Annotated in this window: 21 protein-coding genes; 4 read left to right on the plus strand and 17 right to left on the minus strand. The window is 40.1% G+C overall.

Going from position 1 to position 20,848, the window contains the following annotated elements; translation table 11 throughout:
- Window positions 1-10: 10 nt before the first annotated feature.
- Complete coding sequence (locus CYCPU_RS0106925) at window positions 11-1,972, minus strand: non-ribosomal peptide synthetase (protein ID WP_020162328.1); 1,962 nt, start codon at window positions 1,970-1,972, stop codon at window positions 11-13.
- A 60-nt stretch (window positions 1,973-2,032) separates the two neighbouring features.
- Window positions 2,033-2,773: a 4'-phosphopantetheinyl transferase family protein gene (locus CYCPU_RS0106930; protein ID WP_020932358.1), complete on the minus strand. Its 741-nt coding sequence runs from the start codon at window positions 2,771-2,773 to the stop codon at window positions 2,033-2,035.
- A 49-nt stretch (window positions 2,774-2,822) separates the two neighbouring features.
- On the opposite strand from CYCPU_RS0106930, the gene CYCPU_RS0106935 reads away from it, so the two are divergent.
- Both CYCPU_RS0106935 and mtaB read left to right on the plus strand, forming a co-directional pair.
- Window positions 2,823-5,120: an alpha/beta fold hydrolase gene (locus CYCPU_RS0106935; protein ID WP_020162329.1), complete on the plus strand. Its 2,298-nt coding sequence runs from the start codon at window positions 2,823-2,825 to the stop codon at window positions 5,118-5,120.
- Window positions 5,121-5,158: 38 nt separating this feature from the next.
- Window positions 5,159-6,445: a tRNA (N(6)-L-threonylcarbamoyladenosine(37)-C(2))-methylthiotransferase MtaB gene (gene mtaB, locus CYCPU_RS0106940; RefSeq protein ID WP_020162330.1), complete on the plus strand. Its 1,287-nt coding sequence runs from the start codon at window positions 5,159-5,161 to the stop codon at window positions 6,443-6,445.
- Here the strand turns inward: mtaB and cysZ are convergent.
- Entirely contained in the window at window positions 6,437-7,168 is a 732-nt protein-coding gene (gene cysZ / locus CYCPU_RS0106945) for a sulfate transporter CysZ (RefSeq protein WP_020162331.1), read from the minus strand. The two genes, mtaB and cysZ, sit on opposite strands and share 9 nt — an antisense overlap.
- Before the next feature lie 136 nt (window positions 7,169-7,304).
- On the opposite strand from cysZ, the gene CYCPU_RS0106950 reads away from it, so the two are divergent.
- Window positions 7,305-8,882, plus strand: a complete 1,578-nt coding sequence (locus tag CYCPU_RS0106950; protein ID WP_232228612.1) for a MinD/ParA family protein — start codon at window positions 7,305-7,307, stop codon at window positions 8,880-8,882.
- A gap of 30 nt (window positions 8,883-8,912) precedes the next feature.
- Here CYCPU_RS0106950 and CYCPU_RS0106955 read toward each other — a convergent pair whose 3' ends face one another.
- The 14 genes from CYCPU_RS0106955 to CYCPU_RS0107020 form a co-directional block, all read right to left on the minus strand.
- Window positions 8,913-9,689, minus strand: coding sequence for a TatD family hydrolase (locus tag CYCPU_RS0106955; RefSeq protein ID WP_020162333.1), 777 nt, complete (start codon window positions 9,687-9,689; stop codon window positions 8,913-8,915).
- Window positions 9,690-9,755: 66 nt separating this feature from the next.
- Window positions 9,756-10,112, minus strand: a complete 357-nt coding sequence (locus CYCPU_RS0106960; protein WP_015006169.1) for a PilZ domain-containing protein — start codon at window positions 10,110-10,112, stop codon at window positions 9,756-9,758.
- A gap of 11 nt (window positions 10,113-10,123) precedes the next feature.
- On the minus strand, window positions 10,124-11,113 hold the full coding sequence (locus CYCPU_RS0106965; protein WP_020162334.1) for a DNA polymerase III delta subunit-related protein: 990 nt from the start codon (window positions 11,111-11,113) through the stop codon (window positions 10,124-10,126).
- The gene (gene tmk / locus CYCPU_RS0106970; protein ID WP_020162335.1) at window positions 11,106-11,735 is read right to left on the minus strand and encodes a dTMP kinase; all 630 of its coding nucleotides are present in this window, start codon (window positions 11,733-11,735) and stop codon (window positions 11,106-11,108) included. The genes CYCPU_RS0106965 and tmk overlap by 8 nt, the downstream gene beginning before the upstream one ends.
- Window positions 11,736-11,737: 2 nt before the next feature.
- A complete protein-coding gene (mltG, locus tag CYCPU_RS0106975; protein WP_016390112.1) occupies window positions 11,738-12,736 on the minus strand; it encodes an endolytic transglycosylase MltG in 999 nt (332 codons plus the stop codon).
- Window positions 12,736-13,593: an aminodeoxychorismate lyase gene (gene pabC, locus CYCPU_RS0106980; protein WP_016390111.1), complete on the minus strand. Its 858-nt coding sequence runs from the start codon at window positions 13,591-13,593 to the stop codon at window positions 12,736-12,738. Before pabC ends, mltG begins: the two co-directional genes overlap by 1 nt.
- A complete protein-coding gene (locus CYCPU_RS0106985) occupies window positions 13,586-14,935 on the minus strand; it encodes an aminodeoxychorismate synthase component I (protein ID WP_020162336.1) in 1,350 nt (449 codons plus the stop codon). Before CYCPU_RS0106985 ends, pabC begins: the two co-directional genes overlap by 8 nt.
- A gap of 15 nt (window positions 14,936-14,950) precedes the next feature.
- Window positions 14,951-16,189, minus strand: coding sequence for a beta-ketoacyl-ACP synthase II (fabF, locus tag CYCPU_RS0106990; protein ID WP_026362624.1), 1,239 nt, complete (start codon window positions 16,187-16,189; stop codon window positions 14,951-14,953).
- Between the two features lie 73 nt (window positions 16,190-16,262).
- On the minus strand, window positions 16,263-16,499 hold the full coding sequence (acpP, locus tag CYCPU_RS0106995) for an acyl carrier protein (RefSeq protein ID WP_015006176.1): 237 nt from the start codon (window positions 16,497-16,499) through the stop codon (window positions 16,263-16,265).
- Between the two features lie 165 nt (window positions 16,500-16,664).
- Window positions 16,665-17,396 carry a 3-oxoacyl-ACP reductase FabG gene (gene fabG / locus CYCPU_RS0107000; protein ID WP_015006177.1) on the minus strand — a complete coding sequence of 244 codons (732 nt, stop codon included), beginning with the start codon at window positions 17,394-17,396 and terminating at the stop codon, window positions 16,665-16,667.
- The gene (gene fabD, locus CYCPU_RS0107005; RefSeq protein ID WP_016390108.1) at window positions 17,396-18,334 is read right to left on the minus strand and encodes an ACP S-malonyltransferase; all 939 of its coding nucleotides are present in this window, start codon (window positions 18,332-18,334) and stop codon (window positions 17,396-17,398) included. Before fabD ends, fabG begins: the two co-directional genes overlap by 1 nt.
- Before the next feature lie 32 nt (window positions 18,335-18,366).
- The gene (locus CYCPU_RS0107010) at window positions 18,367-19,329 is read right to left on the minus strand and encodes a beta-ketoacyl-ACP synthase III (RefSeq protein WP_016390107.1); all 963 of its coding nucleotides are present in this window, start codon (window positions 19,327-19,329) and stop codon (window positions 18,367-18,369) included.
- Window positions 19,330-19,395: 66 nt separating this feature from the next.
- Entirely contained in the window at window positions 19,396-19,572 is a 177-nt protein-coding gene (gene rpmF, locus CYCPU_RS0107015; RefSeq protein WP_015006180.1) for a 50S ribosomal protein L32, read from the minus strand.
- Window positions 19,573-19,708: 136 nt separating this feature from the next.
- The gene (locus tag CYCPU_RS0107020) at window positions 19,709-20,221 is read right to left on the minus strand and encodes a YceD family protein (RefSeq protein WP_016390106.1); all 513 of its coding nucleotides are present in this window, start codon (window positions 20,219-20,221) and stop codon (window positions 19,709-19,711) included.
- Window positions 20,222-20,260: 39 nt separating this feature from the next.
- On the opposite strand from CYCPU_RS0107020, the gene CYCPU_RS0107025 reads away from it, so the two are divergent.
- Window positions 20,261-20,848, plus strand: a complete 588-nt coding sequence (locus CYCPU_RS0107025; RefSeq protein ID WP_016390105.1) for a Maf family protein — start codon at window positions 20,261-20,263, stop codon at window positions 20,846-20,848.

Here is a 20,848-nt window from a genome sequence, read left to right on the forward strand (position 1 = left end):
CCACTATCGTTTAGGGAGTTGTTTTATGCGCAATAAACCCAGCTAACTGTTCAATTGTTGGGTAATCGAAAAAATCTGTTAACTCAACAACCTCTGGATACTCCTCGTCTATCTTCTCGTGAATTTGTGCCAACTTTAACGAGCTTGTTCCCATTTCAAAAATATTATCTTTCAAGCTGATTTTCTGATCGGCTACAACAGAGTGACAAATATCTAATAATATTCGCTCTATGGAACTACCCGCTGCAATAAACTCAGTTGATTGTGTTTCAGACAGCTCTGTTAAAGCCGCTATAATCTCATTAAACGCCCCCGCTTCAAATTGTTCCGCTAATGCAAAACGTTGAACCTTACCACTGGTGGTTTTAGGTACTTTTTTTATAGGTAAAACATGCGCCACATCTAAGCCAGATTTTTCATTTAATTGGCGTCTAACTTCTATCGTAGTTTGGTAAAAGTTTTCTAGCTCACCTCGATATAAAACAAAAACAACCAATTCATCCAGTGCATCTTCAACGTTACGAATACCACAGACGACCACTTTTCCTAACTCAATACCATCAACATGCTCACAAACAGACTCAAGGTCAGGGGCATAATAGTTTTGCCCATTAACAATGATTAGATCCTTGGTTCTACCTGTAATAACCAACTGCCCCTCGTTTAACAAACCTTGGTCACCTGTATCTAACCAACCCTCATCATTAATCAGTTTTTCATTTAACTCAGGCGCGTGATAGTAACCTTTTGTTACATTTTCGCCTTTAATTAACACTCGGCCGATTACATTATCAGCAACAGCTTGCCCACTGCTATCTGCAATTATCATTTGCGTCCCGATAATAGGAGTTCCTAAGCGAACCAACTCTATACTTTGATCGGATGCCTCGCTAACGACCTGTGCTGGCTGCCCCTCTACTAAAGAGCTGCGCAACACATGAAGAGTAGAAAGTGGTTGGGCTAATTCAGGGAAGCTAACTACCAAACACGCTTCCGCTAAACCATAAACCGTAAACATCGCTGTTTCTGCTAGACCGAACGGTTTCATTACCGCGCTAAACTCTCTACATAGGTCTGCAGAGATAGGTTCTGCTCCGTTAAAAAGCAGGCGGACATGTGATAAATCAAGATTAACTTGGTTTTCTGGTTTAAAGCGTTTTAAAACATGTTTATAACCAAAATTTGGTGACGATAAAATCGTCGCTTTTTTCTCACTGGCTTTTTCAAGCCACAATGCCGGACGACGAACAAACAAGTCGGTTGGCATAATATATTGATTTATATTGACGAATAAGGGTGTCAAATGAAAACCAATAATGCCTAAATCATGAGTCAATGGCATCCAGCTAAAAAAGCTGTCCCTATAATCAAATGCACTGCATTCAATAATGCCATATAAATTTGTTACTAAATTTTTATGTGTTAATACAACACCTTTAGGGTCGCCAGTAGAACCAGAGGAGAATTGAATAAACGCTGCTTGCTCAGGGTTAATATCTGCCAGCGCTCCTAAAGTATCAAAGGTTTCAATTTTATCGAGCATCAGTGCTTTTTGCTCAATCACTTTGTAAATAGACTCTTTTCCGTGTTCTTCAGCAAAAACTTTTAACCGCTGCAAAGCCTTTCTAGTCGTTGCGATATACGGTGTTTTAAGCTTTTCAAAAACATTAAATACTTTTTCACGGTGTCCATCACTGGTTCCAATCGCTAATGGCACAGCGACAATACCGCCATATTGGCACGCCCAAAACGCATCAATAAATTGTTCGTTTTCAGCTAAGTGAATGATTAACTCGTTCCCTTCAGACGCTCCTTTTTGCTGAATATGGTGCAGCAAGCCTAGCGCCCGTTTTTTTAAAGCGGGGTAACTCACTTGGCGCTCGTTGTCTTTACTACTGATATAGGTAATGGTTTTACTGGCATCTTGGTTGTTATCAAGTGCTTCAACCAGTGTTTTTGGAAATTGATTCATAACGTATGTAAGGTCGTATTTAATAACGTATATTTGATGGCAGCGCGTATTTTATAGCGATTAAATAAATTGAGGTGGATTTTCATGATCAAATGTAGAGATAATTGGTTCGCAATGCTTAGACCGTAGCATTAACGATGCACTGACTTTTTCACCTACCTTTAAAGATACACATGACCAATCTGCTGCACTCCCATACTCAACTGGGCACTCTAAGAGCCTATTTGGTGGTGTCAAACTAAAACCACAACGAGACACACCCATTCCCAGCCCTCTACCCGTTGCTTTGATAAAAGCTTCCTTACAGGTCCAAATGTTAAAAAAAGTCTCTTCGCGTTGTGCTGCGCTAATATTGACCCATTGAGCTTGTTCACTGCTTGAAAAGTTACGCTTTACTAAGCCCTCTAAATTATCTAAATAACGCCAATGCTCAAGATCAACACCAATATCTTCTTCTAAGGTCATTGCCACCAGGGCCTGCGAGCCAGAATGTGAAACATTAAACGATAATGCTTGATTTTTTAGGTACGGTTTACCAAATTCAGTTGTATCAAATTGCAGCTCAACTGGGCTGATACCCAAATAGCATGACAGCAATCGCTTAAGCTGTACTCTCATCGACAATGCTAATGCTCTATTTTGTTGATGCTTTAATCGATTTATTTTTAGCCACTCAGTTTCACTCACTATAGTGTGAGCCTTGCTAGTTATTGGCACCATCAGGTCAAACACCCACACATGTACCTCTCCTTGCTTCAAGTAAGGTAACTGTTGCCTATTTTTTGGAGTAAAACTAACCATAATGAACTACTATGCATTTAAACGTTAAGTTTTTAATTAAAACACGGGCATGAGCGACGACTCAAAAAATAAAATAGAGACGCAGCAATATACGATAAACCCAGGCACTTACCACTGGACTTATCATGCTATGAAAGCCTTATTTAAGGTTCTTAGCCTGACGGTTCGCACTCATGGCAACCCATCCTCTTGGTTAGAAGGCGATATCTTTTTATTCAATCACTTTGCTCGATTTGAAACCTTTATTCCACAATATTTAATTTACGAAAAAACAAAACACTACTCTAGGTCAATTGCTGCAAACGAGTTATTCGCTGATAATGTTTTCGGTCGTTATTTGATTGATTTAGGTGGTATACCAAATAACATTGATGGGCTTTTGTTTCATATAGCAAAAGATATTTTACACCAACAAAAGCTCGTTGCCTTCCCCGAAGGTGGTATCGTAAAAGACCGACGTGTGCTTGATAAAGAAGGCCGCTACAGTATTTATTCACGTTCACATAATGAGCGGCGAAAACTACATACTGGGCCAGCAGTTATTGCCTTAGCAATCGCTATTTTCAAACAAACTGTTCGTGACCTTAGTGAACAAGAAAACACAGAGACCCTCTCTTTATGGGCGAAAGAATTAGGCTTTGAAGACAAACAGCAATTGCTGGAACTGTGCAAAAAACCCACCCTTATCATCCCCTGCAATATTACCTTTTACCCCTTACGAATTGGTGAAAATGCATTAAGCAATACGGTACGATTTTTTGTTAATAACTTACACCATCGTATCTCGGAAGAATTATTAATCGAAGGTAACTTTTTATTTAAAGATACCGATATGGACATTCGTTTAGCTAAGCCTCTTGTCGTAGAGGATTACTGGACCAGATTAGAATCAACGATTACAACCACCTTTGTTAACCACTCAGATTTAGCGCTAAAACAACTTTTAAATAAAGTTGAGCATAACGGTAATTTGAACAACCTATTGTTTCGTCTGAGTTATCAACGCAACGCTAATAGAATTCGTGATGATTACATGCATGCTATTTATGACAATGTCACTATTAACATTGCTCATATTGCCGCAACGCTGATCATGCATTTTGTTGCCGAAGGAAAGACCTATATTAATAAAAAAAAGCTGCATCAATTGATTTATGGAAGCATTAAGGCGTTACAAAAAAGCGACACGCTAAGCTTTCATCGAACGCTGCAAAACCCCTCTATTTATCGCAATTTGTTAATGACAAAAAGCGAGACTTTTGACCTGTTTTTAAAAAGTGCCTACGAGGCAAACTTGCTTGAATCATCGGGTGTGTACTATAAATTTACCGAACACCTTTCCGCCGAACAAGATTTTGATAGCATTCGATATAAAAACCCTATTGCTGTAAATGCTAATGAGGCTGCATCCATTCCTCAGGTCAGAATAGCTATTAAAACCAGCTTAGCCTTTAAATTTGACAAACAATCCCACCGGTTTGCCCACCTACTATTTGAAGATGAGTTACTTGAATACCATTGGGATATTTCACAGTTTAAAGACCCAAAACACCAAGTAATCAATCAACAACAACACATCAGCGAAAAGTCCGCCCTTCCCTATCTGTTAATGCCAAAAACATATAATGGGCAGTGCGTCGTGTTTGTTCACGGTTTGCTTTCAACGCCTATTGAACTTAAAACATTGGCTGAAAAATTTGTTGCCCAAGGATATATCAGCATCGGTTGCCGCCTAAAAGGCCATGGAACATCACCATGGGACCTACACAAAAGAAGCTGGCAAGATTGGCGTCAATCTCTTCAACAAAGTATCAAAATAGCACATTGTTACAGCAAAGATGTACACCTCGTTGGTTTTTCAAGTGGTGGCCTGTTGGCTCTGATGGTTACTGCGAGTCATCACCTTAATATACGTTCAGTTACCGCGTGTTCAGCCCCCGTCAGTTTTAAAGACCCTTTATCTCAACTGGTAAAAATCACTCACTACACGAATAAATTTATACAAAAAATCAGTAACTCTGATGGTATTTTGCCATTTAAAGCCAATCTACCCGAACACCCCCACCTTAATTACCACCACACCCCAATTGCAGCCATTAATCAGCTCTTAATTTTAATTAAAAAAACCCTCCCCAGATTAAAAAAAATTAACTGCCCTGTCTTCCTGATCCAAGGTGATAACGACCCTGTAGTTGCCCCATCCAGTTACCAAACACTTGCCAAACACATACCAACTAAACTATTACACTATCAATGGGTTAGCTCTAACCGGCATGGCATTTTGTACGAGAATACAGAGGGCTGCCAACAAAAGGTCATTGACTTTATCTGTCAGCAAAACAAATAGCGTAAAATAAACGTTCTTTAAACCACTAGTACTTTCCAATGCGCGTTCACCTTAAAACATTAGGCTGCCGATTAAACGAAGCTGAAATAGAATCTTGGGCAAATGATTTTGTTGCCGAAGGGCACCAGCTTGTTAATCAAGAAACTGAGGCCGATATTTTGGTACTCAACACCTGTGCGGTCACGCAAGGAGCCGTAAGAAAATCTCGCCAACTTGTGCGAAAAACACATCAAAAAAACCCGAGGGCAAAACTTGTTGTGAGCGGTTGTTATGCCACCTTAAATGAGCAAGAAACTGTTACCTTAGATGGCGTTGATCTACTCGTTAATAACCAACAAAAAGACCAATTAGTCACCTTAACACTTAATGAACTAAGTGAAGAAACAATGCCGAGCATTGCAACTGAACCTAATGAGGTTGCGTTATTTTCTAGGGGACGCCAACGAGCCTTTATCAAAGTGCAAGATGGCTGCCGATACCGTTGTAGTTTCTGCATCGTCACCATTGCCAGAGGTGATGAGAAAAGCAAATCTATTGACAGTATCGTCGCCGAAGCCAACGCCCTCCACCAACAAGGCATTTCAGAGATTGTTATTACAGGCGTACACCTAGGTGGTTATGGTAGTGATACAGGTAGTAATCTATACAATTTAGTAACAGCCTTATTACAACAAACAAGTATTCCAAGAATCCGTATGGGGTCTTTAGAACCATGGGATTTACCGCAAGGCTTTCTTGAATTATTTAAAAACCCAAGGTTAATGCCACATATGCATTTACCAATACAAAGCGGCTCAGACACGGTACTTAAAAGAATGTCTCGGCGCTGTAAAACAAGTGAGTTTCGTGCGCTTGTATTAGAAGCACGTAAAATAATGCCGAACATCAATATCACATCCGACATCATTGTTGGGTTTCCCGGTGAAACTGATGACGAGTGGCAACAAACGCTAGATTTTGTACAAGAAATGCAATTCGGTGACTTACATATTTTTACCTACTCAACTAGAGAAGGCACCAAAGCAGCCTCTATGCCAAACCAAATTAGTACGCAGATCAAAAAAAGCAGAAGCCAAGCTCTTCATACCCTTGCGGCATCAGCAAAACGCGCCCAAATGGATAAACTAGTCGGTCACACTGTTAATGTTTTATGGGAGGATAGCCACCAAGTTGAGACTGACGGTGTCAGCACATTATTCGGTTATAGCCCAAATTATTTACGCGTTAAAATCACTAGCACAGAGCCTGAAAAACTCAGTAACCAAATCATTCCTTGCAAGCTGACTTCAATTGAAAATAATGTATTTAATGCCGAATTAGCCTAACTCTCCTCGTTCATAAAATAGTTTAGTGGCACCTGCTACTGCTACTGCAGGTGCAAACAAATTGATGACAGGAATAGTGGTTGCCAACAAACTTATACTGCCAAACGTCATCGTGTTGACACGAGATCTGTTTAGCATACGTTTTTGATCACTAAATAAAATCTTGTGGTTTTCAAATGAATAGCCTGCATATTCAAATGTTAAAAACCAAGCACTAAATAATAACCATAGCGGCAGGCTAATTACATTAATGCCAGGTATCACCGACAGTATTAACAGTGGAACCGCACGAAGTAAATAGTATGTGATCTTACGTAATTCCAACCCTAACATCTGAAACATTTCTTTAAGAAACGTGTCAGCATTTACTTCAACATAAGGCTGCCCCTTTAGATGCGCTTCTACGCCTTTGGATAACTGGCCATAAAAAGGTGCCGCAATAATGTTAGCAACCAAGGTAAAGCAATAATAAACAATCGCTAAAATACTGGTCATAAAGATAGGCAAAATCAACCACGCTAACCAAGATAACCAACTTGGCAACATAGAATCGACCATTGTTGATAAATAGTGCCACAGCAGCCAACTTGCCACACTAAAGAGCACCACATTAATCATTAGGGGAATAATAACGAAACGCCTTAATCCTGGCTGGCGGATTAAGTGGAAGCCCGCAATAAAGCTGCCAATACCATGAGAAAATGATGTTAGGTTTGTTTTCATTTTATAGATTATAAATTTTTAACTTATTGGGAAGGTATTTTGATAAAATCAAAGTTACTTTAACTTAACGTTTTACAGTAACGGACTAGCGATTGATCAAATGGAATTAGCTTACACTAACACAAGTATAAACAGTATGAGCCAGCCAAAAGCAAAAGTTATCACAGTCACCAGTGGTAAAGGGGGCGTTGGTAAGTCTAGCACGGCCACTAATCTAGCGCTTTCTCTTACCGCGTTAGACAAAAAAGTGTGTGTATTTGATGCTGATGCTAGTTTGGCCAACATTAATATTCTATTAGGTATTCAACCAACGTATACCTTACAACATCTTTTAAACGGCGAAAAAAACTTAAAAGAAATTATTATTGATGGGCCACGCGGCTTAAAAGTTGTTCCCGGCGCGACCGGAATTGCTGAATATGCGCAATTAACAAATGAGCAAAAACTGATCTTATTAGCGGCTTTAGATAAACTCCAACAAGATTTTGATTATCTCATTATAGATACGGCTGCAGGCATTGGGGATGATGTTCTTGATTTTATTAGAGCCTCACAGTTTTCAATTATTATTATTACCCCCGAACCCACTTCTTTAACCGACTCCTTTTCATTACTTAAAGTTTTAAAACGCTCAAACTATAATCGAACTTCATATATTCTCGTGAATATGGCTTTAGATGCCGAGAATAGCCAAGCAATATATAAACGTTTTGAGTCGGCTGTAAAAAAATATATTGATGTTGACATTAACTACCTGGGCTATATTCAAGTAGATGAAACCATGATTTCATCCATCAGGCTTCAATGCCCTGCTGTATTGTTAAGTCCAGACTCTAATGCAAGTGGCTGCTTTAAAAAATTGGCTCAAGAATTAGACAAAGAGGTTGCTGAACAAACTGTCGACTCATTCAGTGAGTTTTGGCGCCAGCAAGATGGCATTGACTCACGTGCTCAAACACCTTCTGAAACACCAGTCGTTACGTTTAAAGAAGACACTTTACCTAATACTGTCACACCGCCTGCTAGTGTAAAAACACCGCTTAGCTTTAAACAAGCCGCCGATTTTTGCATTGCCCAATTATCAACGGGTGATGTAACAGAAGAAGATTCAGCCGCTTTTTTAGAGCAACTTGCCCAGTTTCAACCACAAGTACCCGAAGAGCCCACGACTCAAGCAGATCAAGCACCCTCTTCGTCATCTATCCGAGAACTATACAATTACCTTGAACAACGCTCTTTTCCTAAAGACGAACTGCGAGAAATCGTCACAACACTTGAGCAAGTATATTTTGAAAAACACGCAGAAAGTCTTAATAGTTTTGAATCGAGCAGCTTAAAATTATTTGCTCAGTTCAGCGGAAATGAAGACGACTTACACTATCTCAATCAGCAACTTAGTTCATGTTTCCAACGCGAATTTAAGAAGCCGCTATATAATGTTCTTGAGCACCTTGAAAGTTTAGTCAGCTCAAACAATTTTAGCCAGCAAAGCTTTGACGACCTGTTAAGTGAATTATTATCCAGTTATCAGAAAAAATTTAATGAGGCTTATAAAACCATGGCTGATGAAAACCTCAAATCCGCAAGGGAAGAAATTTCAGTTTTACAAAAGCAATTAAGCGACATTAATAACGAACTAAATGACACAAACAACACGCTAACCGAAAAAATAATGCTGTTAAATAAGATCCAAGCACTTCTACCCTCTTCCTAATTTCTTAAGATGGCGCAAAGCCTCGCTAGATTAACGACCAAACAAAGTAGAATAGTTTTTAGCACTCATTTGTGCTGTGGCGTCTAAGGATAAACCTCTTAATTCTGCCATTTTTTCTGCCACATATTTTACGTAATTAGGGTAATTTGGCTTTCCTCGCATCGGAACAGGCGCCAAATAGGGAGAGTCTGTTTCTATTAAAAAACGGTCATTGGGCACTTTTTTTGCCACTTCTTGAACTTGCTTAGCATTTTTAAATGTAACAATGCCTGAGAATGAGATATAAAACCCTAAGTCCAGTGCTTGTTTTGCCATCTCCCAATCTTCAGTAAAACAATGCAAAACACCAGCACACTCACCAGCAGATTCTTCCTGCATAATTCTAATTGTGTCCTGCTTTGCATCACGGGTATGGATGATAATCGGCTTATCAATTTTCTTTGCCGCCCTGATGTGATGACGAAAACGTTGCTGCTGGGTAAGTACCTCAGTCTCTTTTTCAATTCTAGAATAATCTAAGCCGGTTTCACCAATGGCCACAACCTGATCTTTCAAGGCAATATCCACTAATTCATCAACACTTGGATCATGGCCATCCATCTCATTAGGGTGCACACCGACCGATGTAGAAATATTTGCAAAACCGTTCACCAAATCTCGCATTGCAGGGTAATCTTCCCAATTAATTGACACACATAACATATGCTCTAATGAATCAGCTTTCGTAGCTTCTAAATATTCACTAAGACTATTTGAGAAAGGGCTTAGATCAACACGATCTAGGTGGCAATGTGAATCTATAAACATAGGTATTATCCTCTATAAATAAAAAACGGCCTTAAAGGCCGTTTCAAGAACATTCATCAAGTAACATTACATGGTGTGTGTAGGTCGCCCAGTTGCAGAGGTTCCTGCCAAATATGTTTCTATTTTTGCTCGCGCTGCACCACCATCTTGTTCATTAAATTGAACACCAACACCGTTCGATCTGGAGCCTTCTGCGCCCACTGGGGTTATCCAAATAATTCGCCCAGCAACCGGAATTCTTTCTGCCTCGCCCATTAGACTCAACAACATAAATACTTCATCACCTAAGCTATATTTCTTATGGGTTGGGATAAACAAACCGCCCCCCTCAACATAATCCATAAACGCCGCATACAATGCATTTTTATCTTTAATCGTTAAAGATAAAATTCCTTGGCGAGACTCTTTTCCTGTAGGGGTCATTTAACTAGCCTTTATTTACGTGTTAGTGAATAACTTTGTATCGCGAACTCTTCTAGCATTAACTGTTGGTTAACTTGATTAGACTCTAACGATGTTAAATAATTTAACTGCTCTAACAAAGTATGCATTCCTTTTAAGTGTAGCGTTTCTATAAAAACTTTCAAGTCAGCTCTCAGGTCAGGGTTCATTAGCTGATTATCTAAGGCACCATGAGCGCACTTGATTGCATCAGATAGCCACGACATCAGCCATTTTAAAACAGGCAAGCCTTTTAGGCTAATACATTTTTCAGCAAATAGGACTGGATCTAAACGCCCTTTCAAAAGCTCTATAAAGTTATTCAGTAACAGCTTTCTGATCTTCAAGGCCTCTTTTTGCCATAATTCTTTAGCATAAAGAGGCGCGTTGTTAGCTAAACTCAAATATTGTTCTGGCTCCTTACAGCCCAAACCAACTAACCAATCCTTTGCCTCAGTCAGCTCAATACCCTTAACGGTTATAAGCTGACAACGACTTCTTATTGTTGCGGGTACTTTCGACAGTTGATTCACTATCAAAACCAGGCAGGTATTTTCGCTAGGTTCCTCTAAGGTTTTCAGTAAACTATTAGCCGCTGAATGAGACATCGCATCGGCTGGGTCAATAACAACAATTCTTGGTTTAGTATATTGATTGCTTAATGCTAATGATGACATTAACTGCCGGATGGGTTCAATTTTAATACTCGTTTTGCCCTCTTCAGGTATTACATGAAAGAAGTCTGGGTAATTATCAGCTTTAAACAATAAACACGCTTCACATAAACCGCAAGCAAACGGCTCATCAAGAGATGAAGAACAAACAGCTCGATGGGCAAACGCGATAGCCAACGATGACACCCCTAACCCTTCGTTGCCAACTAAGATCAAAGCACTGGGTAAGCGGTCTTGCTTTAAGTAACGAGATAATGGCCTCCAATAGTTTTGTAACCAAGGGTAAACTGCTTGTAATTGATTACTCATCTAGCAATATTTTGTCTAAGTAAACGGCTATATTTTTCTGTACTTGTTGCAAAGGGTCAGAGGCATCAACAACACCAAAGCGTTTAGGTTCTGCCTTTGCTCTATCCAAATATACTTGCCGAACATTTTCAAAAAATACTTTTTTTTCAGATTCAAAACGGTCAGGATCACTTCTATTCGCCGCGCGTTGTAAGCCAATATCCACCGACAAGTCTAACAAAATGGTAAGGTCGGGCAACAAGCCCTTTTGAACAAATTGTTCTAGCCAGCTAATATCAGCAACTTTAAAATGACGCCCGCCCCCTTGATACGCATACGTAGCGTCCGTAAAACGATCACACACAACCCACTTGCCAGATTCTAAGGCCGGCATAATGACGTTTTTAATGTGTTGAGCCCGTGCCGCAAACATTAAGAGAAGCTCAGACTCATCACATAATAACTCATCATCATGGTCTAATAACAAGCCTCGAATTTTTTCGGCTATTTTTGTGCCACCAGGCTCTCTCGTTGTAACAACCTCTTGCCCGGCTAATTTTATATAGTTAGCAATGAACTCCAGATTTGTTGTTTTACCAACACCTTCAACGCCTTCAAGGGTTAAAAACTTTCCCACTTTCATTATTATTGCTTCCGTTGGTATTTGTTAACCGCTGCATTATGTTGCTTCAACGTTTCAGAAAATATATGCGTGCCATCACCATTCGATACAAAATATAAGTTTTTAGTGTCTTCTGGGTGTAGAACTGCGTCGATCGCCGCCTTACTAGGCATTGCTATTGGTGTCGGTGGAAGCCCATAACGTGTATATGTGTTATAGGGAGTGTCCTTACGTAAATCTCTATACCTTATATCACCGTCATACCCATCTCCCATACCGTAAATAACAGTTGGGTCTGTTTGTAGTTTCATACCTATTTCAAGTCTACGGATAAAAACACCCGCTATCTGCTTTCGTTCGTGAGCAGCCCCCGTTTCCTTCTCTACAATAGATGCTAGAATCAGTGCATCATAAACGCTTGGTATCACTGTTCTTACATCTCTTTTAGGCCATGCTGAATTAACGAAAACCTGCATCGAACGGTATGCACGACGAAGAATATCTACATCAGATGTATTTTTAATAAAAAAATATGTTTCGGGTAATAGCATCCCCTCTAAATGTTTTTCCGGAATATTCAATAACGTTAAATACTGACTGATACTCGCTTGTTCAGGCAGTGTTTTTTTAATCGCTGGATGCTCTCTAATGTCCCTTAAAACTTCCTTAAACGTTTGGCCTTCAATAATTGAAATAGCATATTGATTAACCTTGCCTTTGACTAGAAAATTCAATATTTGCACCGGTGTCAAACCTGGAGAAAATTCGTACTCACCTGCTTGTATTTTATTGGCAGCTCCTTCAAACCGTACATGCCATTTAAACCAAGGTCCATCTACCACGCCTTTCTTATCCAGCGTTGAAATAATTTGATTTAGGTTTTGACCTTTTTCAATGTTCACAACAACAGAGCCCATCTCGTTAGAAATAGACGATTCATTCATTGCATAGTTGTACATCATCCAAAACCAACCAAATAATAAACTACAAACAATAATTGTTATTGCTAATAAGCGCCGCATTAGTTTTTTCCCGCGTGTTGATCGACTTGATGCTGAATATCAGCCAGTACGCTATCTAACGCCCAGTGTGCATACGGACCCACCTCTTTAATAAAGGCTTTGTCATCAATTCTAAGTTGTTTAATAGCTCGTATAGGCATTAAACTATTTGTCATAAAAACCTCATCTGCATCTATTACGTTCTCCACAGACAGCTCCATTTCTCTACAATCCATTCCTTCTTGAGTCGCTTGAGCTATTAAGTAATCACGAATGATTCCTCTAACTCCCGCATTTTCTAATGTAGGCGTCATTAAAACACCCTTGCTAACAATAAAAATATTACTCATTGTTCCTTCAATCACTACGCCCTCAACATCGAGCATTAAACCTTCGGTTGAAACAGTATCGCCAAATTCACTACGTGCTAACACTCGTTCTAATTGATTCAAGTGTTTAAGCCCAGCCAATAAGGGTTGGCGGCTTAGCTGAGTATGACATAAAACAAGGTCTAAACTAAGCAGTGGATTTTTAACCGTTGCCTTAGTTGCAGAAAAAGACACTAGCCGTGTTACGTTAGGGTTTTTTGGCGGCAAAAAACCTCTTTTACCGACACCTCTTGAAATCAATAATTTTATAACCCCACATTGATTTGTCTCGATGAGCTGAAAGATTTCTCTTTCTAAAATATCCTTATTAAGAGGTGGAAAACCCAGCACTTCGCAACCTTTTTGTAAGCGCTGCAAGTGTTCTTCAAGATAACAAGGGCAACCAAACTCCACTAGAATGGTTTCAAACAGGCCGTCACCATATTGTAAGCCCCTGTCTGAAGCATTAATTGAGTCACCATATTGACCATTAATTAGGGTCTTATCCATTACTAATATTCAACGCTTGTAATAAAGCTTTGGCTTTATGTCGTGTTTCTTCAAGTTCTTTTTCTGCAATTGAATCCGCCACGATTCCTGCCCCTGTCCTCAATATTAACTGCCTATCATTAATGGTAAAGGTTCTTATTAATATGTTTAGGTCTAAGTTGCCATTACGATTAATGTAGCCCATCGACCCGGTATAGGCACCCCTTGGCGTTTTTTCTAGTTCATTAATGATCTCCATACAACGAACTTTAGGACAACCCGTTATTGTACCGCCCGGGAAAACTGCTTTAATCACGTTTGAGGGCGACATGCCCGAGACCAATTTACCAGTGACGTTTGAGACTATATGATGCACTTCTGCATAAGATTCCAAGCTCATTTTCTCATCAACCTTTACCGTACCGGTTGTACAAATTCGCCCAAGATCATTACGAATGAGGTCAATCAACATAATATGTTCTGCGCTTTCTTTTGCATTAAAAAGTAACTCTTGCGCAAAACTATTGTCTAACAGTTCATCTTTATCTCTGGGCCTTGTGCCTGCGATAGGTCGCATTTGCACAACATCGTCAACACAACTAATTAAACGCTCCGGAGATGATGAACAAATAACCGTCTCGCCGAAACAAGCCAACCCAGCAAAAGGTGAAGGGTTATGTACCCTTAGTGAACGATAAACATCTAAATAATCACTCTGACCAGCAAACTCACCGGCCCATTGCCTAGAAAGATTAACCTGTAAGGTATCTCCTTCAATTAGATATGACTTAATCTTTTTTACACCCGCTAAAAAGGCGTTCGACGGGTCTTCTTTTAACTTGACTGTTGGATAGTTAAATCCACTCTTTTCCAGGGTCTCTAGATCAACCAATACTTGTTTAATTAAAGCATCATGTCCCTTTTCGCACACAATCCAGCAACGGTTATCCTGATGGCTTCTTATGATGGCTAAAGGGATTCTTACAGCACTCACCACCGGTAAGCTTTTATCTACTTGCAGATCGGAAAGTTTTTCTTCAATAACACCAATAAGTTCATAACTTAAAAAGACAAACCAGCCCCCCGTAAAAGGAAGTTTGTCAGCCTTGCTTGGTACTTTCTCTCGTTCAAAAGCATGATCAAACTTAGCGAAAAATTGATTATTTTTTATGCTTGATGATTCAATTTTTTCGCCAGGAAAACCGAACAATATATCGAAAGCATTGGCTGAATGACTTGCATCATTACTTTCTAATAAAAATGGATAGCGCTGAGGATTCGCCGCATGGCAATCTAATAGGTCGAAATCTGAAGCAATTTCGATTTTAAGGTAATCGCCACAGTCTTTTATATCCAGTGTCACCTGGCAGGGTATAAGCTAAAGTCGTTTAAAGACGAGCGTGCCGTTAGTACCACCAAACCCAAATGAATTTGACACAACAACATTCATTTCCATTTGACGTGCTTCATTTGGCACATAATCTAAATCACAATCAGGATCAGGCGTAAATTGATTAATGGTCGGTGGCGCCACTTGATCACGCAACGCTAAAACAGAAAATACTGCCTCTGCGCCACCGGCTGCTCCTAGCATATGACCAGTCATGGACTTGGTTGAACTCATCGGTACTTTATAAGCATTATCACCTAATAAAGTTTTAGCTGCGTGCGTTTCAGCAACATCCCCAGCAGGTGTCGAGGTACCGTGGGCATTGATATAACTGACTTGTTCTGCATCTAAAGAAGCGTCTTTTAAAGCATTTCGCATGCAACGGTATGCGCCATCACCATTCTTTGATGGCATGGTCATATGAAATGCATCGGAGCTCATTCCATAGCCGGCTAATTCTGCATAAATTTTTGCACCGCGTTTTTTAGCATGCTCATATTCTTCAAGCACCAAAACACCGGCACCATCACTTAAAACAAAGCCATCACGGTCTTTGTCCCAAGGACGACTCGCCGTTCCGGGTGAATCATTCCTACGTGACAAGGCACGCGCAGAAGAAAACCCACCATAAGACGTTACTGACGTGGCCATTTCTGCTCCGCCAGCCACCATCACATCAGCATCACCGTATTGAATAATGCGCATTGCATCGCCAATATTATGCGCACCTGTTGTGCATGCCGTTACAATGGCGAAATTTGGCCCTTTCAATCCACGTAAAATTGAAAGGTTTCCTGAGATCATATTGATGATGTTTGATGGCACAAAAAACGGTGAAATCTTTCTTGGCCCACCTTTTTGAAAGCCTTCAAAACCAGCTTCAATGCCTGAAATACCACCAATACCTGCACCAATGGCTACGCCGATTCTTTCAGCATTTTCATCCGTCACCTCAAGACCAGAATCATCTAAAGCTTGGATTCCAGCCGCAACACCGTAATGAATAAATGGATCCATTTTTTTTGAATCCTTACGAGAAAGATAGTCATTTACATCGAAATCTTTAACGGCTCCACCAAAATTTGATGGAAAATCAGTTGTATCAAACCGAGTTATCGGGGCAATACCACTTTGACCATTTAAAATATTTTCCCAAGAATCTGCAACATTACCACCAACTGGTGACAACAAACCCAACCCTGTAACTACTACTCGACGTTTAGACACAATATGAACTCTCTAACATAAAACAAGCACGGCTTACGATAAAGTAAGCCGTGCTTGATAAAAAGAAATTGATTTATTCTGCGTTATTATTAACGTAGTCAATTGCTTGTTGAACAGTTGTGATACCTTCAGCTTGTTCATCAGGAATCTCACAATCAAACTCTTCTTCAAGAGCCATCACTAACTCAACCGTATCCAATGAATCTGCACCTAAGTCATCGATGAATGATGCTTCGTTTGTTACTTCTTCTTCCTTCACACCAAGTTGTTCTGCAACGATTTTTTTGACGCGCTCTTCAATATTACTCATTTTTCTATTCCCTCTGTATTTTTGGAACCACAAATTTAATTTGTGGTGTTCATATTATATTGCTAAATTTGTGGTCTTCTTATTATATTGCTAAATTAAAAAAGTTTAAACAATTCTATATATCAAACCAAGGACTACTACTAAAAACTTACGATCAATTATTCATTACCCCATATACATGCCACCATTAACATGTAAAGTTTCCCCTGTAATGTAAGCCGCTTTATCAGAACATAAGAAGGAAACAGCATTTGCTATCTCTTTTGCATCACCAAGACGCCCAAGAGGAACCCCTTCCAATAATGAAGCTTTTTGCTCATCTGGTAAGGCTTTTGTCATATCTGTGTCAATAAAGCCTGGAGCCACCGTATTGACTGTGATATTTCTTGAGCCAACTTCTCTCGCTAACGATTTACTAAACCCGATAATCCCTGCCTTAGCAGCTGCATAATTTGCTTGCCCAGCATTACCGGTTACACCAATAACTGAGGCAATACTAACAATCCGCCCTTTTTTATTTTTCATCATACCGCGCAAACAACCTTTACTAACGCGGAATATTGAACTTAGATTGGTTGAAATAATATCATCCCACTCATCATCTTTCATTCTGAGCATAAGATTATCTCTGGTAATCCCAGCATTATTCACCAACACTGTAGGCGCACCCACGGTAGATGTAATGTCTTTCAAGACCGACTGAATTGAATCTGTGTCGGTAACATCTAACGTCATTCCTTTACCTGAATCAGATAGATAATCTGATATAGCCGCCGCGCCGTTATCAGAAGTGGCCGTTCCAACAACATAAAAACCATCAGCGACCAGCTGTTGCGCAATGGCTTTACCTATCCCACGACTTGCTCCAGTAACCAATGCAATTGGTTTATTATTCATCATAATGCCTCTATCGTTTTATTAAATGAGCGCTCATCACCTAACGAGTAAAGTGCTAATGATTTATTAATTCTTTTATTTAATCCACTTAGCACTTTACCTGGACCACACTCAATAATGGTATCTATTCCGGCATCAGTTAACATCTCAACTGTCTCAACCCAGCGTACCGGCGTGTGTAATTGTTTCATCAGAGCCTGCTTAATATCAGATGCATCGTTATGTTGCGCTACATCCGTATTGTGTATGACTGAAATGGTTGGTATTGAAAACCTAACTCCGCCCAATACAGCCATTAACTTTTCAGCAGCTGGAGCCATCAACGCACAATGTGAAGGTACACTGACTGGTAACGGCAACGCTCTTTTTGCGCCCTGTTCTTTCGCCAACTCTATTGCTCTATTAACTGCGTTCGTATTACCTGCAATAACAACCTGACCTGGTGCATTAAAATTAACAGCCGAAACAGTTTCTCCCTCAGCCGCTTGATTACAAATATTTACTAAGTCAGCTACTTCAAGACCTAATATTGCAGCCATCGCTCCCTCACCTTCAGGGACGGCTTGCTGCATAAACATCGCACGTTGCTCAACCAATTTAACTGCATCAACAAAGTCCAAACTTCCCGCACAAACAAGCGCTGTATATTCACCCAAGCTATGGCCAGCCATAAACGAGGGAGTAACTTCCGCTGTAGATTGGAGCACGCGCCACATGGCAACACTTGCTGTTAGTATCAAAGGTTGTGTATTTTGTGTTTGGTTCAACTCTTCAACAGGCCCATTTTGGGCTAACGCCCATAAATCACGGCCTAATGCTTGTGATGCCTCATCGAAGGTTTCTTTGATTTGATTATAGTGAGCAGACAGATCACCTAGCATACCGACAGCTTGGGACCCCTGGCCTGGAAAAACAATGGCTATTTTGTTTGATGACATAATGTATTAAATGATTTGAATTTACTGAAGACTTACATTTTTACAAGAGCAGAACCCCAGACAAAACCACCACCAAAGGCTTCCATCAAGACTATTTCACCTTTTTTAATTCGCCCATCTCTAACTGCTTGATCTAATGCAAGAGGCACTGAAGCAGCAGAAGTGTTGGCTTGATTTTCTATCGTGAGAACAACCTTTTCCATCGGCATATTCAGCTTTTTTGCAACCGAGGAAATGATTCTTATATTAGCTTGGTGCGGTATTAACCAGTCAACATCTGATTTATCCATGTTGTTGGCTTCAAGTGTTTCATCCACAACACGGCTTAATGTTTTAACCGCAACTTTATACACATCATTGCCGTGCATCGTCATGAAAGCCTGATCACCTTCTTGTTTTTGGTCTTTGATTGGATTGTTCACATACAGCAGATCTTGATATTGACCGTCGGCGTTCATATGCGTTGATAAAATACCGGGCTCTTCTGATGCTTCTACCACAACTGCGCCCGCACCATCACCGAAGATCACACACGAGCTTCTATCTGAATAGTCAAGAATCCTTGAATTCGCTTCTGAACCGACAACCAGTGCTTTTTTTGCGCCCCCAGCTTTTATAAATTGGGTTGCAATGCCCAAGGCATAAATAAACCCTGAACAAGCCGCCTGAACGTCAAAAGCTGCCCCACCGTTTGCGCCCAGCCTATTTTGTAAAATACACGCCGTACTAGGAAAAACCCTATCAGATGAACTGGTAGCAACAATAATAAGATCGATTTCAGAGGCATCTAACCCCGCTGCTTCAAGTGCGTTATTAGACGCAATCTCAGCCATACTGGAGACAGACTCTTTTTCATCGATAACGTGTCTTTGCTTTATTCCCGTTCTGGAATAAATCCACTCGTCAGTCGTCTCTAATGTTGATTCAAAATCTTTATTAGTAACAACTTTTTCAGGCAAATAACTACCTGTACCGGTTATTTTCGCATTAAACATAAACTAATGCCTTACCTAACAACACGAAGCTGAACGGCCCGAAGATACGTTAAAACAAAAACCTTATTAATCTTTATCAGCGACAACTTGTTCGCCGCGGTAAAAACCATCCGCACTCACATGATGACGCAAATGAACTTCACCAGTTGTAGGCTCAGTTGATAATGTTTTCGCTGTCAACGCATCGTGTGAACGACGCATACCACGTCTTGAACGTGATTTTTTACTTTTTTGTACTGCCATCTCAAATTCTCCAGAGAATTAATAACCCTTATCGCTTTTAAGCCATAAGTCTTTCCACAACAAAACACATTTGTTTTGCTGACATTAGTTTTTGCCCATTGGACATTATTTCTTGAGTAGACGCTAAACCTTCTGTCTAATTCAACTTTAACTTTTCTAAAACCTCAAACGGATTCTTCTTTTTTTCCGTTTCAAGCCCATAATCTTTGCTTGCGCTACTTTTAGGCAACTCAACCGGACACACTTCGTGCCTTGCTATGGATGGAAGCACTAACACCACTTCTGCCTCAACGACATCGCTGATCAGCAAGCGCTCACCATCATACAAGTAAGGCTCACAATCATCTGGTATTAATGATGCTCTAGCCTCATCATTGATAATCGCCAATTTCACATCTATATTGACCGGAAAATCAGTCAATTCTAAACAAGCGGCGCATTGTAACACGAGATCTGCTGAAATCCGACCTGTTAAAACAACAAATTTTCCGGCTTTTGAAAATGTTAAATCTGCCCTTATTGAAGAACTAGACGGATCAATATCAGCCTGTATTTGCTGTAATTCATCGTAAGGCAGTTCGCCTGTAATGTTTCGTTCTTGACTGGCGCACAACGATGGGTCAACTTCTATCTGCAATGTTTTGGTCATATTAGGTAAAATGATCTTAATTCAAATTAACTATATTATATGAAAAATCATCCGACATTAGTATTAGCTTCTAGCTCACCTTTTCGTAAAACGCTGCTAAAAAAAATTTATCCTAACTTTGAAACCGCCTCACCGAATATTGATGAATCGTTTAAAGCCAACGAAAGCCCTATTCAACTTTCAAAGCGTCTCGCGTTTGAAAAAGCGACCGCGTTGACGCCAGACTTTCCTAACCACCTCATTATTGGCTCTGACCAAGTCGCCATGCTTGGGGATCAGCAACTTACTAAGCCCGGCGAATTTAACAAGGCCGTACAACAGCTAACACGCTCATCAGGGAAAACCATTGTCTTTTATACCAGCTTAACGCTTCTAAACTCTAAAACTCACGAGAGCATCACCGAAACAGACATCTGTAGAGTGCATATGAAAACCCTATCTCTTGGGGAAATAGAAAACTATGTACTCAGAGACAAACCATATGGCTGCGCGGCTGCTTTTAAATCAGAAGGCCTAGGCATCGCTTTATTTGATCGCATTGAAGGTGAGGACCCCAATGCACTTATCGGGCTGCCTTTAATCAAGCTGACTAATATGTTAACAGCAATGGGCGTTAAAATACTTTAA

This window comes from Cycloclasticus pugetii PS-1 (assembly GCF_000384415.1).
In the GTDB taxonomy this organism is placed as follows: domain Bacteria; phylum Pseudomonadota; class Gammaproteobacteria; order Methylococcales; family Cycloclasticaceae; genus Cycloclasticus; species Cycloclasticus pugetii.

Excerpts from the sequence above, each read along its gene's own strand:
- CYCPU_RS0106925 (WP_020162328.1), bottom strand. The coding sequence starts at position 1,972 with ATGAATCAATTTCCAAAAACACTGGTTGAAGCACTTGATAACAACCAA.
- CYCPU_RS0106930 (WP_020932358.1), bottom strand. The coding sequence starts at position 2,773 with ATGGTTAGTTTTACTCCAAAAAATAGGCAACAGTTACCTTACTTGAAG.
- CYCPU_RS0106935 (WP_020162329.1), top strand. The coding sequence starts at position 2,823 with ATGAGCGACGACTCAAAAAATAAAATAGAGACGCAGCAATATACGATA.
- mtaB (WP_020162330.1), top strand. The coding sequence starts at position 5,159 with ATGCGCGTTCACCTTAAAACATTAGGCTGCCGATTAAACGAAGCTGAA.
- cysZ (WP_020162331.1), bottom strand. The coding sequence starts at position 7,168 with ATGAAAACAAACCTAACATCATTTTCTCATGGTATTGGCAGCTTTATT.
- CYCPU_RS0106950 (WP_232228612.1), top strand. The coding sequence starts at position 7,305 with ATGAGCCAGCCAAAAGCAAAAGTTATCACAGTCACCAGTGGTAAAGGG.
- CYCPU_RS0106955 (WP_020162333.1), bottom strand. The coding sequence starts at position 9,689 with ATGTTTATAGATTCACATTGCCACCTAGATCGTGTTGATCTAAGCCCT.
- CYCPU_RS0106960 (WP_015006169.1), bottom strand. The coding sequence starts at position 10,112 with ATGACCCCTACAGGAAAAGAGTCTCGCCAAGGAATTTTATCTTTAACG.
- CYCPU_RS0106965 (WP_020162334.1), bottom strand. The coding sequence starts at position 11,113 with ATGAGTAATCAATTACAAGCAGTTTACCCTTGGTTACAAAACTATTGG.
- tmk (WP_020162335.1), bottom strand. The coding sequence starts at position 11,735 with ATGAAAGTGGGAAAGTTTTTAACCCTTGAAGGCGTTGAAGGTGTTGGT.
- mltG (WP_016390112.1), bottom strand. The coding sequence starts at position 12,736 with ATGCGGCGCTTATTAGCAATAACAATTATTGTTTGTAGTTTATTATTT.
- pabC (WP_016390111.1), bottom strand. The coding sequence starts at position 13,593 with ATGGATAAGACCCTAATTAATGGTCAATATGGTGACTCAATTAATGCT.
- acpP (WP_015006176.1), bottom strand. The coding sequence starts at position 16,499 with ATGAGTAATATTGAAGAGCGCGTCAAAAAAATCGTTGCAGAACAACTT.
- fabG (WP_015006177.1), bottom strand. The coding sequence starts at position 17,396 with ATGAATAATAAACCAATTGCATTGGTTACTGGAGCAAGTCGTGGGATA.
- fabD (WP_016390108.1), bottom strand. The coding sequence starts at position 18,334 with ATGTCATCAAACAAAATAGCCATTGTTTTTCCAGGCCAGGGGTCCCAA.
- CYCPU_RS0107010 (WP_016390107.1), bottom strand. The coding sequence starts at position 19,329 with ATGTTTAATGCGAAAATAACCGGTACAGGTAGTTATTTGCCTGAAAAA.
- rpmF (WP_015006180.1), bottom strand. The coding sequence starts at position 19,572 with ATGGCAGTACAAAAAAGTAAAAAATCACGTTCAAGACGTGGTATGCGT.
- CYCPU_RS0107020 (WP_016390106.1), bottom strand. The coding sequence starts at position 20,221 with ATGACCAAAACATTGCAGATAGAAGTTGACCCATCGTTGTGCGCCAGT.
- CYCPU_RS0107025 (WP_016390105.1), top strand. The coding sequence starts at position 20,261 with ATGAAAAATCATCCGACATTAGTATTAGCTTCTAGCTCACCTTTTCGT.